At 57.4% G+C, this 10,550-nt stretch carries 9 protein-coding genes; 7 read left to right on the top strand and 2 right to left on the bottom strand.

All coding sequences use genetic code 11. From position 1 onward, the window contains the following. Positions 1 to 161: 161 nt before the first annotated feature. Complete coding sequence (ilvA, locus tag F8I07_RS09625) at positions 162 to 1,373, top strand: threonine ammonia-lyase (RefSeq protein ID WP_292658964.1); 1,212 nt, start codon at positions 162 to 164, stop codon at positions 1,371 to 1,373. Between the two features lie 42 nt (positions 1,374 to 1,415). Then, entirely contained in the window at positions 1,416 to 2,369 is a 954-nt protein-coding gene (locus F8I07_RS09620) for a phosphatase (RefSeq protein ID WP_292658962.1), read from the top strand. A gap of 3 nt (positions 2,370 to 2,372) precedes the next feature. On the opposite strand, the gene F8I07_RS09615 is transcribed toward F8I07_RS09620, so the two are convergent. Next, entirely contained in the window at positions 2,373 to 3,194 is an 822-nt protein-coding gene (locus F8I07_RS09615; RefSeq protein WP_292658960.1) for a hypothetical protein, read from the bottom strand. A 104-nt stretch (positions 3,195 to 3,298) separates the two neighbouring features. On the opposite strand from F8I07_RS09615, the gene F8I07_RS09610 reads away from it, so the two are divergent. The 4 genes from F8I07_RS09610 to F8I07_RS09595 all read left to right on the top strand — a co-directional run bounded on the left by F8I07_RS09610 (position 3,299) and on the right by F8I07_RS09595 (position 6,825). After that, complete coding sequence (locus F8I07_RS09610; protein ID WP_292658957.1) at positions 3,299 to 4,993, top strand: acetolactate synthase large subunit; 1,695 nt, start codon at positions 3,299 to 3,301, stop codon at positions 4,991 to 4,993. 1 nt (position 4,994) lies between these two features. Then, positions 4,995 to 5,465 carry an acetolactate synthase small subunit gene (gene ilvN, locus F8I07_RS09605; protein WP_292658954.1) on the top strand — a complete coding sequence of 157 codons (471 nt, stop codon included), beginning with the start codon at positions 4,995 to 4,997 and terminating at the stop codon, positions 5,463 to 5,465. Between the two features lie 58 nt (positions 5,466 to 5,523). Then, positions 5,524 to 6,492: a UDP-3-O-(3-hydroxymyristoyl)glucosamine N-acyltransferase gene (lpxD, locus tag F8I07_RS09600; RefSeq protein WP_292658951.1), complete on the top strand. Its 969-nt coding sequence runs from the start codon at positions 5,524 to 5,526 to the stop codon at positions 6,490 to 6,492. A gap of 102 nt (positions 6,493 to 6,594) precedes the next feature. Continuing rightward, positions 6,595 to 6,825: a hypothetical protein gene (locus F8I07_RS09595; protein ID WP_292658947.1), complete on the top strand. Its 231-nt coding sequence runs from the start codon at positions 6,595 to 6,597 to the stop codon at positions 6,823 to 6,825. A 23-nt stretch (positions 6,826 to 6,848) separates the two neighbouring features. Here F8I07_RS09595 and F8I07_RS09590 read toward each other — a convergent pair whose 3' ends face one another. Continuing rightward, complete coding sequence (locus F8I07_RS09590; protein WP_292658946.1) at positions 6,849 to 7,301, bottom strand: PAS domain-containing protein; 453 nt, start codon at positions 7,299 to 7,301, stop codon at positions 6,849 to 6,851. A gap of 302 nt (positions 7,302 to 7,603) precedes the next feature. Here F8I07_RS09590 and F8I07_RS09585 point away from each other — a divergent pair. Beyond that, the coding region (locus F8I07_RS09585; RefSeq protein WP_292658967.1) for a homocysteine S-methyltransferase family protein at positions 7,604 to 10,550 on the top strand (2,947 nt) is incomplete at its 3' end.

The raw sequence follows: 10,550 nt of genomic DNA, 5'->3' as shown, positions 1-10,550 counted from the left end.
CGTCAGATGTATCGATGCTCGGTGTGTAGGGGTGTCGGAGAGAAGCGCAGGCGCACTTGGAAAGTGCGTTGAGTATTCGCTTCGATCACCCATGCCGCCGATGATCGGTGCAGATGGCGTGCAGACTAATGTATACTTTGGGTTCTATAGAGGCATGGGTAATGTTGGACTCAAAAAAGATCGGACGGGCGAGGAAGCGGATAGCCGACGTGGTGCTGCACACTCCCTTTGCCTACGCGCCGATTCTCAGTGAGCTGAGCGGCTACGAGATCTACCTGAAAAAGGAGAACCTCCAGCGCACCGGTTCCTTCAAGCTTCGGGGGGCTTTCAACAAAATCGCCGCGCTTATCGAAGAGGGGCGGCGGGACGGCGTGGTGGCGGCCAGTGCCGGGAATCACGCTCAGGGGGTGGCCTTTGCTGCCCGGCATTTCGGGATCGATGGAACGATCGTGATGCCCGAATCGACCCCCTTGACCAAAGTGATGGGGGTTCGGGAGTTGGGCGCTCAGGTGATCCTCAAGGGAGCCAACTACGACGAATCCTACGCCTATGCGGTCAAATATGCCGAAGAGCAGGGCAAAGATTTTGTCCACCCTTTTGCCGATGAGGAGGTGATGGCGGGGCAGGGGACCATCATGTTGGAGATGCTCGAAGAGCAGCCCGACCTGGATGCCGTGGTGATCCCCGTCGGCGGCGGCGGGCTGATCTCGGGATGCGCCGTGGCCGCCAAATCCCTCTCTCCGGAGATGGAGGTGATCGGGATCGCTTCTGCCGGAGCACCGGCGATGAAACTCTCCTACGATGCCAAAGAGCCCATCGATACCACTTCGGTGCGGACCATCGCCGACGGCATTGCCGTACGGGACACCTCCCCCGTGACGCTGGAGTATATTTTGCGCTATGTGGATCAGATGAATCTGGTGGGCGAGGATGAGATCGCCAGTGCGATTCTTTTCTTGCTGGAGCGGCAGAAACTGACCGTGGAAGGTGCCGGATCCGTCGGCGTGGCGGCGGTGCTGCACAAACATTTGGATCTGCCCGAAGGCAGTCGGGTGGGGATTGTACTCAGCGGCGGAAATATCGATGTGACAATGCTTTCGTTGATTATCGAAAAAGGGATGGTCAAATCCTATCGCAAGATGAAACTGGTGGTCACCCTCATCGACAAACCCGGCGCCCTGGAGCGTTTTGCCGGATTGATGCGGGAAGTGCAGGCCAATATTGTCCAGATTGGTTATGACCGCACCTCCACCGATCTGGAGTTCGGAGACGCCCATGTCAGCGTGGCCCTGGAGACCAAGGGTGAGGATCACCAGGAGGCAATCCGCCAGGCGTTGCGGGAACACGGATTCGCCTTTAGAGAAGAACACTGATGTGCCGTAATGGCGCATCAAATTAATAATTAATAGTTAATAATGAATAAATTCGGTGAGCGTCGCAAGGCGACGCCATTTAATCAAAATCCAAAATTCTCCATCGGCATCGATCTCGGTTCCAATACCCTGCGTGTCGTCAAACGCGATTGTAGAAGCGGGGAATTTGTGGCTGAATACGAAAAGATCGTTCGCACGGCAGACGGGCTGCAGCAGAGCGGCCGTATCAGCGAAGCGGTGGTGGAACGTATCGTTCAGGCTCTGAAGGAGGCCCGTGAATGTGTCGGCTTTGAAGGGGCGGCGCTGCGTGCCGTGACCACCGAAGCGATGCGCCGGGCCGAGAACCGGGAGGCGGTTTTGAAGCGTATCGAGGAAGAGACGGGGGTTCGCTTCGAGATTATCGAGGGGAGCGAAGAGGCTTCGTTGACGCTGTTGGCAGTGGAGGGACGTCTGAAGGCTCTCCATGCGGCGAACAATTCTTTCGTCTTGGTGGACATCGGCGGCGGGTCGACGGAGCTGATTTTTCGCTATCCGGGAAAGACGCTTTCTCGTAGCTTTCCTCTGGGGATTGTTACCCTCTCTCAAGAGGCGGGGAGTCTGGAAAAAGTCGGAGAGCTTTTGCCGGAGAAACTGCCGCCGCTTCGGGAGTTTGTGGAGAGAGTTTATGGCCGGTACGGTCGGGTGCAATCCTTTGTCGCCACGGCGGGAACTCCCACGACCGTAGCGGCCCTGAAACTGGGAATGAACTACCGTACCTACGATGCGAAACGTATCAACGGCACGCGGCTGCAACGAGAGGAGTTGGCGATCTACCTGCGGAAACTGCTGGCGATGAACAAAGCGGAGCGGGAGAAAGCCGTCGGAGTAGGGCGGGACGATCTGATCGCAGCGGGGATTCTGATCTTTGAGGCCCTCTTCGATCTGCTGGGGTTCGAAGAGTGTATCGTTATCGATGACGGACTGAGGGAAGGGGTGGCAATTTCGCTTTGCGACTAACGACTAATTCCCCTTTTTATACTCGATCAGCTTCGTATCGCTCTCGGAGAGTCCCTGCTGCAGGAGTTTTGTCAGTTCCACTTTGACCTCGGTATCGGCATCGCCCGAAGCGATGATCTCCAGGATCTTGTCGATCCGTTCGTGCTGCTGGCGACTCTCCAGGAGTCTCGCTTCGTGGCGGCGTTCTTCTTCCCGCTGTTTCGCTTCGAGTTGTTTGCGGTAACGGTAGAAGAAAAACCAGAAGAGAAGCAGCAGAATCAGGACCCCCACACCGATCCAGAGACGCCGCTGTGTCAATTCGGCATTGAGCATGGCGATCTTCTCACCGTATCGGCTTTTGAGGCGTTCGATGGTCTGACGGCTCTGGGTCTGCATCTGAACGACCGCCTTTTGTGTGCTGCTTTGTTCCCGGGCCGTTGCCGCCTCCAGCTCCTTGATCCGCTGCTCCTTTGCCGCGACCAACGCGGCATATTTGCGCTTCTCTTCCGCCAGTTTCAGCGCACTTTGGGCTTCGATCTCCCGGGTGCGTTTGCGGAGCTCTTCCACGCTGCGGGTCTTCTCCAGCTCCAGCTGTTTGAGGGCTTTGGCCTTTTCCGCCTCGATGGCGGCCATCTTCTCTTCGTGGCTCATCTGCATCTCTTTGAGCGTGCGTATCGGATTTTTGGGCCGACTGTATCGGTCCGATCCCTGAAAAGAGGTTCCGATGCTCGCCCCGTTCATCAGATGGGGAGTCTCCTGTTTGGAACGCTTTGTCTGGTCGCAAGCGGTAGTGACCCAGACGATCGCGATAAAGACAAACAGTAATTTTAGAGGTTTTTCTATCATAGCCGACCCGTTTCTTTCTCAATGAACTGCATTGTAACACTAATTGGCTTATCGAGCATTTTTGATATAATCGTCACCATTATAATCGCAGCGGAGTTGTACCTATGAAGATGAGCGGAGCTCAGATGGTTTGTGAGGCGATCATCGCCGAAGGGGTCAAAACAGTCTTTGGCTATCCCGGCGGGGCCATCATGAACGTCTATGACGAGATCTACAAGCAAAACGCCTTTCGGCACATTCTGACCCGGCATGAACAGGCGGCGGTCCATGCTGCCGACGGCTATGCCCGTGCCACCGGTGAAGTCGGGGTGGCGATGGTCACCAGCGGTCCGGGGTTCACCAACGCCGTCACCGGGCTGGCGACGGCCTATATGGATTCGGTCCCCCTGGTGGTCATCAGCGGACAGGTCCCGCTCTCCCTCATCGGAACGGACGGGTTTCAGGAGGTGGATGCGGTGGGAATCTCCCGCCCTTGTACCAAGCACAACTATCTGGTCCGTTCCATCGAGGAGTTGCCGCGGGTTCTGAAAGAGGCCTTCTATATCGCCCGCAGTGGCCGGCCCGGTCCTGTGCTGGTGGATATCCCCAAAGACATCACCGGGGAACTGGGGGAGTTTGTCTACCCGGAGAGTGTGGATCTGCCTACCTACAAACCGCGCTACAAAGGCAATGACCGACAGGTTAAAAAGGCGGTGGAGGCGATCCTGGCTGCCAAGAAACCGCTACTGTATATCGGCGGCGGTACCGTACTGAGTAACGCGTACAAAGAGGTGCGGGCTTTTGCCGATCTAACACAGATTCCCGCGGTCGAGACCCTGATGGCCCGGGGGGTCATGGGAGCGAAAAATCCGTTGCTCGTCGGCATGGTGGGAATGCACGGCAGCTACGCCGCCAACATGGCCATGAGCGAAACCGATCTGATCATCTCCCTGGGGGCTCGCTTCGACGATCGGGTGACCGGGAAGCTCTCGGAGTTCGCCCGCTATGCCGATATCATTCATATCGATATCGATCCGGCCAATATCGGCAAGCTGGTGGATGTGGACTATCCTATTGTCGGAGATGTCAAAACGGTCGTGGAGAAGATGGAATCGATGATCCGGGAAAAGGTCGATCCCGACCGTTATCAGGTTTGGCGGGATATCTTGGCGCGCTACGATGAGCTCCATCCTCTGAGTTATCAGGACAGCGATGAGATCATCAAGCCCCAGTGGGTTATCGAGAGGATCGGTCAACTGGTCGGCGAAGAGGCCGTCATCACCTCCGATGTGGGGCAGCACCAGATGTGGGCGGCACAGTTCTATCCCTTCGACCGTCCCCGTCAGTGGATCAACTCCGGAGGCCTGGGAACCATGGGCTTCGGCTTCCCTGCGGCACTGGGAGCCAAAATGGGTCAACCGGAGAAAACCGTTATCAACATTACCGGTGACGGATCGATCCTGATGAATGTCCAGGAGCTAGTCACGGCGGCGGAGAACAAGATTCCGGTCATCAACGTGATTCTCAACAACCACTTTCTGGGGATGGTGCGTCAGTGGCAGACCTTCTTCTACGACAAACGTTACAGCGAAACCGACCTGAGTTATCAGCCCGACTGGAAGATGCTGGCGGAGGCCTGCGGTGGTGCCGGGTACGACGTCACGACCAAAGCGGAGTTTGACCAGGCGCTCAAGTCGGCCATCGAAGGAGGCAAAGTCACCTTCATCAATGTCGCCGTGGACCGTTTCGAAAACGTCCTGCCGATGGTTCCCGCCGGTGGAGCCCTCTACAATATGCTGCTGGAACACAAGGATCAATGAGATGGATAAAGTAAGACGCGTCATTTCGGTCATCGTCGCCAACGAAGCCCAGGTCTTGGCCCGGGTCTCCGGCCTTTTTGCCGGCCGGGGCTACAACATCGACTCCCTCACGGTCGCTCCGATTCCCGATACCGACCTCTCCCATATGACCATCGTCACCCGGGGGAACCGGCGGGTCATCGAGCAGATCGTCAAACAGCTCCACAAACTCATTCCCACCTTCAAAGTGATCGAGCATGAGCAAATGGTGGAGAAGGAGATGGTTCTGGTCAAATTCCCCATCGAGAAGCCTCTGGCGGATATTCAGGCGCTCTGCCAAGCCTACAACGGCGGGATTGTCAATGTCGGAACCGAGATGTTCATCGCCATGGCGGCGGACGAATCGGTCCGAATCGAACACTTTGTCGAAGCGGTCAAGCGCTACCACCCCCTCGAGATCGTCCGCAGCGGCGTGGTAGCGATGGAACGATGATCGTTGAGGGGCAAAGCCCGGTGCTTTGGACTTGCGACTATCAAATGAAAGGAAGGGGATGAGCCGTTCACTGCGGGAGATCTGTGAAACCATCGGGGTGGAGTATAGCGGGGAGGACCGTTCCATTCGCGGGCTCAATACCCTGTCCGAGGCGGCTCCGGACGAGTTGAGCTTCTTTCATAACGAAAAGTATCGCAGGGATCTTCCCAAAACCCGGGCGGCAGCGGTTCTCCTGGAGGAGCGTTTCGCCGGGGAGCTTCCCGAGGGGGTCCTCCCGCTCATCACCGATGAACCCTATCTCAAGCTGGCTTTGGCGACGGCGATCTTCGCCCATCCGATCTCGACGGCTTCCGAACCTCCCAAGCTCCTGGGAGCGTGCGATATCGATCCGACCGTCCGCTTCGGCAAAAACGTCACCATTGGAGAGGGGACGGTGATCATGGCCGGCTGCTATATCGGAGACGATTGCACCGTGGGGGCTCATTGTCTGATCCACCCCAATGTGACGATCTACCACGGCTGCCGGCTGGGTAACGACTGCATTCTCCACAGCGGAGCGGTCATCGGCAGCGACGGTTACGGTTTCGCCCATACCCGGGAGGGTCGGCATATCAAAATCCATCAGCTCGGTGGGGTGGAAATCGGCGATGCGGTGGAGATCGGGGCCAACACCACCATCGACCGGGGAGCCCTGGGAGATACGGTGATCGCCGACGGGACCAAGATCGACAATCTGGTACAGATCGGCCACAACTGTGAAATCGGTGAGAACTCTCTCATCGTCGCACAGACCGGAATTTCGGGTTCGACGCGCCTGGGGCGCAATGTGGTTATGGGGGGACAGAGTGCCACGGCGGGTCATCTGGAGATCGGGGATTTCGCCACCCTGGCTGCCCGATGTGCCGCCACCAAGTCGCTGGAGGGCGGCAAGGTCTACGCCGGGGTCCCCGCCATGGACATCCGCCTCTGGCGCCGCCAACAGGCAGCACTCATGCGCCTGGCGAAAGGGAAGAAATTTTCTCAGTAAGTCGTTGGCGGTTTCGGTGAAAAGCAATCCAGGTTGCACAGGCTTACCCGCACTTTTACGCTATGATAAAACTCCCAACAACTTTGAGCAGAAGGAGTCATCATGGCACATGAAATTCAAGAGATAGAGACGATGCCGCTGGCAGGAACCGAAAGCGGAAAGATCGAAGTCGCGGTTATTCAGGAGCCCTATGGAGCGGGGAGCGATGCTGTGGTCAGCATCGGAATTTTTCTCAACGGCGACAATGACGAACCGGACTGGAAAGTCCATCTTCCCAAAGAGAATATCGATGGAGTGATCAACGCGCTTCAGAAAGCGAAAGAGACACTCTAAAAATCCACCCCTCGTAGGCCGCTTCACCCCTCTTGGGCTTTGAGCTCCCGATAGTGTGCCAGGGCAGCCTGCATCTTCGCCCGGTCCGGGATCTTTCGGCCGGCGATATATCCGACGATTCTCCCCTCGTTGTCAAATTTGGGTTTGATCCAGACGATGACAAGGTAGTAGCGCCCGTCTTTACGCATATTTTTCACATACCCTTCCCAATACTCTCCGCTTTTGATCGTCTCCCACATTTGACGGAAAGCCGCTTTGGGCATATCGGGGTGGCGGTTGATATTGTGGGGAGCGCCGATGAGCTCCTCTTTGCTATACCCGGTCATCTCTCGAAACTTTTTGTTGGCGTAGGTGATGATGCCGTAACGGTCGGTCTCCGTGATCATTACCCCTCCGTCGAACGGCACCTCCTCATCGACGGGATCAGGTTTGATGATCGTTGCGCCTGTCAGGGTGTTTTTGACAACTTTCGACATGGTTTTTTCCTTCGACGCTCCGGGAAGCGTAGATCTTTGTGATTTGGTCGTGTCGGGATTACGCCGGGAAAAGCGTTGTGGCGACAAAAAATTGTGTGAAGCATACCACGGCGCGACTTAAGGTGAACAGATTTACTTTGAAACCCATGCAACAGGAGGGGTCTGGCTCGTTGGGTGTTGTCCCTTTCCGCATCCTTGGATACAATTACGACAAAAAGAGTAAGAAAAGGACAGATATCGTGTCTCTTCAGAAAAAGATCCGAGCGTTAACCGCCGAACGCTATCTGGTGATCGACGGAGCGATGGGAACCCAGATTCAGAGCCTGGAGATCCCGGAGTCGGCCTGGCTGGATGAGAAGGGCGAGAGCCAGGAGGGGTGCAACGAGCTCCTCAATGCCACGGCTCCCGATATCATCCGGCGGATCCATACCCGCTACGCCATGGCCGGTGCCGATATGATCAAGACCAACACCTTCGGCGCCATGCCCTGGGTGCTGGAGGAGTACGGGCTGGGACACCGGGCCTACGAGCTCTCCAAAAAGGGAGCGGAGCTGGTCCGGGAGGTCTGTCAAGAGTACGCCACGCCCGAGCAGCCCCGTTTCGTCCTGGGATCCATCGGACCGGGAACCAAGCTTCCCAGCCTGGGGCACATCGATTACGTGGAGATGTACGAGGGGTATCTGGAGACAGCCAGAGGGCTTATCGACGGAGGCTGCGACGTTTTTCTCCTGGAGACCTGCCAGGATCCTCTGCAGATCAAAGCGGCACTCCACGCCTGCGAAGCGGCCAATGCCGAAAAGGGTGCTGCCCTCCCCATCATGGTTTCGGCCACCATCGAGCTCAGCGGCTCCATGCTCATCGGAACCGACGCGGCAACTATCGCCACCATCATGGAGCCTTTCGATCTGCTCTCTCTGGGCTTCAACTGCGGTACCGGTCCCGATCAGGTCAAAAAGCACCTCAAGACCCTCAGCGAGCGGAGCAAGTTCCCTCTTTCGATCCATGCCAATGCCGGGCTGCCCCAGAACCGGGGCGGCTTCACCTACTACCCCATGGGGCCCGAGGAGTTCGCCGCCAAGCAGCTGGAGTTTACCGAGTTCGACGGGGTGAGCTTCTTGGGGGGATGCTGCGGAACCACGCCCCAGCATATCCAGGCACTGAAAAAAGCACTGGAGGGGCGCCGACCCAAAGCTCCCACCGGTTCCCAAGCGCCCAGTATCGCCTCGCTTTTCAACAGCGTGGAGCTTTTCCAGGAGCCCGCCCCGCTGCTGATCGGGGAGCGCTCCAACGCTACCGGGTCCAAAGCCTTCCGGGAGCTGATCCTGGCCGAAGATTACGAAGGAACGCTTAACGTCGCCCAGGAGCAGGTACGCGCCGGAGCCCATGCCCTGGATGTCAACGTGGAGTTCGCCGGGCGCGACGGGGCCAAGGATATGAAAGAGGTGATCGGCCTCTACAACCAGAAGATTCCGCTGCCGCTGATGCCCGACGCCACCAATGTCCATACGATGGAAAGAGGGCTGCAGTGTATCGGGGGCCGTCCCATCATCAACTCCGCCAACCTGGAAGACGGGATCGAACGTTTCGACAAAATCTGCCGCCTGGCCAAAAAGTACGGGGCGGCCCTGGTGCTGCTCACCATCGACGAGACCGGCATGGCCAAAACCAAAGAGCGCAAAGTGGAGGTGGCGGAGCGGATGATCGAACGGGCGGTCAATCTGCATGGCCTGCGCAAAGAGGAGCTGATCGTCGATGTGCTCACCTTCACCGTGGGAAGCGGCGACGAGGAGTACCGGGATGCCGCGGTGCAGACCCTGGAGGCGATCCGGGAGCTCCATCGGCGCCATCCCGAGCTGGGGACCACCCTGGGTCTCTCCAACATCTCCTTCGGCCTGGCCCGGCATGCGCGGATCTATCTCAACTCGGTCTTTTTGCACCACTGCGTCCAGGCGGGGCTGAGCACCGTTATCATCAACGTCAAGCATATCGTCCCCCTCTCCAAAATGACCCCTGAGGATATCGCCGTCTGTGAAGAGCTCCTTTTTCATGCCGACGAGAACAGCCTCTTCCGTTTCATCGAGCACTTCAGCGACAAGACCCTGGAGACGGAGGAGAACGACGAAGAGTACGAAAAGCTCTCCAACGAGGAGAAGATCAAAAAACTCCTCATGGACGGGGACAAGGAGCGGCTCATCCCCCTGGTGGAAGAGGCGCGTCACGAACTCACCGCCGACCGGATCGTCAACGAGATCCTCATCGACGGGATGAAGGTGATCGGAGAGTTGTTTGGCAGCGGGCAGATGCAGCTGCCCTTTGTCCTGCAGTCCGCCGAGACCATGAAGGCGACGGTGGATTATCTCAACCCCTACCTGACCAAACAGGAGAAGGAGTCCGATACCACGCTCGTCATCGGCACCGTCAAAGGCGACGTCCACGACGTGGGAAAAAACCTGGTGGACATCATCCTCTCCAACAACGGGTTCAAGGTCAAAAACATCGGGATCAAGGTGGAGCTGGAGCAGTTCCTGGAGACCTATGAGGAGGTGAATGCCGACGCCATCGGAATGAGCGGTCTACTGGTCAAATCGACCCAGGTGATGAAGGAGAATCTGGAGACGATGGCGGCCAAAGGGATTGAGGTACCCATCCTGATGGGCGGGGCGGCGCTGACCCGGAGTTTCGTCGACGACTACTGCCGCCCCCTCTACAAAGGCCCCATCTTCTACTGCCGCGATGCCTTCGACGGCGTGGTGGCCATGAGCCGGATCGAGGAGTGGAAAAAGGATCCCTCCCAGCCTCTGGATACCCGTCTGGCCGGGGATATGACCGAACGGGTGAAAAAGGAGAAGAAAGAGGTCATCATCCCTCCCTTTGAAGAGATCAAGATGCCCAAAAAGGTGGAGATCCCCACACCCCCCTTCTGGGGTCGGCGGGTAATGGATCGAAGCAATCTCGATCTGGAAATGGTCTTCAACTGGGTCAACAAACGGACCCTCTTCAAGATGCACTGGGGCTACAAAAGCAAAGGGATGAGCAAAGAGGAGTACCAAAAGCTCCTGGACAAGACGGTCTATCCCGCCTGGGAGCGGCTCAAAGATACTTTCCTCCGCCGGGAGCTCTTCGAACCGACGATCCTCTACGGCTACTACCCCTGCCGCAGCGAGGATCAGGAGCTCTTCCTCTTCGATCCCGAGGAGGGGTGGCACAGTGAGGATCAGATCAACCGGGAGCCTCTGGAGGAGATCGTGG

Origin of the sequence: Nitratifractor sp. (genome assembly GCF_015487065.1) — a bacterium.
Lineage (GTDB): Bacteria > Campylobacterota > Campylobacteria > Campylobacterales > Sulfurovaceae > Nitratifractor.
The sequence above is the reverse complement of the archived record's forward strand: the minus strand, read 5'-3'. Positions and strand labels throughout refer to the sequence as shown.

Bases quoted from the DNA above. Each gene is read 5' to 3' on its own strand.
- F8I07_RS09615 (WP_292658960.1), bottom strand. From the start codon at position 3,194: ATGATAGAAAAACCTCTAAAATTACTGTTTGTCTTTATCGCGATCGTC.
- F8I07_RS09590 (WP_292658946.1), bottom strand. From the start codon at position 7,301: ATGTCGAAAGTTGTCAAAAACACCCTGACAGGCGCAACGATCATCAAA.
- lpxD (WP_292658951.1), top strand. From the start codon at position 5,524: ATGAGCCGTTCACTGCGGGAGATCTGTGAAACCATCGGGGTGGAGTAT.
- F8I07_RS09595 (WP_292658947.1), top strand. From the start codon at position 6,595: ATGGCACATGAAATTCAAGAGATAGAGACGATGCCGCTGGCAGGAACC.
- F8I07_RS09620 (WP_292658962.1), top strand. From the start codon at position 1,416: ATGAATAAATTCGGTGAGCGTCGCAAGGCGACGCCATTTAATCAAAAT.
- F8I07_RS09610 (WP_292658957.1), top strand. From the start codon at position 3,299: ATGAAGATGAGCGGAGCTCAGATGGTTTGTGAGGCGATCATCGCCGAA.
- ilvN (WP_292658954.1), top strand. From the start codon at position 4,995: ATGGATAAAGTAAGACGCGTCATTTCGGTCATCGTCGCCAACGAAGCC.
- ilvA (WP_292658964.1), top strand. From the start codon at position 162: ATGTTGGACTCAAAAAAGATCGGACGGGCGAGGAAGCGGATAGCCGAC.